Here is a 365-nt window from a genome sequence, read left to right on the forward strand (position 1 = left end):
AGGACGCTGAAATACTGAGCGCAGTAGCCACTAGATGTGTTTAGCAACCTGGATGATGCGCGTGTTTGGGTGAGGGGCTTTATGACCTGGTACAACACCGAGCATCGTCATAGCCGAATCCGTTTTGTGACACCGGCTCAACGTCACGAGGGAAAAGACCGGGAAATCCTGGCCCGGCGCGATGCAATCTACGGGCAAGCTAGAGAAAAGAGACCGGAGCGTTGGTCTGGTGAGACACGCAACTGGAAGCCAGCCGGAACGGTATATCTGAACCCCGAAAGGGAGCTGACAGTGAGCATCAAGGTCGCGTAGCACGATGGTGGACGCGACAACTACCTTGAAAAACGCCGGTAGGCCGCTGTGCT

General features: G+C 55.6%; 1 pseudogene. It reads left to right on the forward strand.

Annotated elements, in window-relative coordinates:
• Window positions 1–27: 27 nt before the first annotated feature.
• Window positions 28–312 (forward strand): annotated as a pseudogene (locus HX786_RS30980) (IS3 family transposase); the annotation flags it as partial.
• Between the last annotated feature and the right edge of the window lie 53 nt (window positions 313–365).

Source organism: Pseudomonas sp. 21615526, from assembly GCF_013386245.1.
GTDB lineage: Bacteria > Pseudomonadota > Gammaproteobacteria > Pseudomonadales > Pseudomonadaceae > Aquipseudomonas.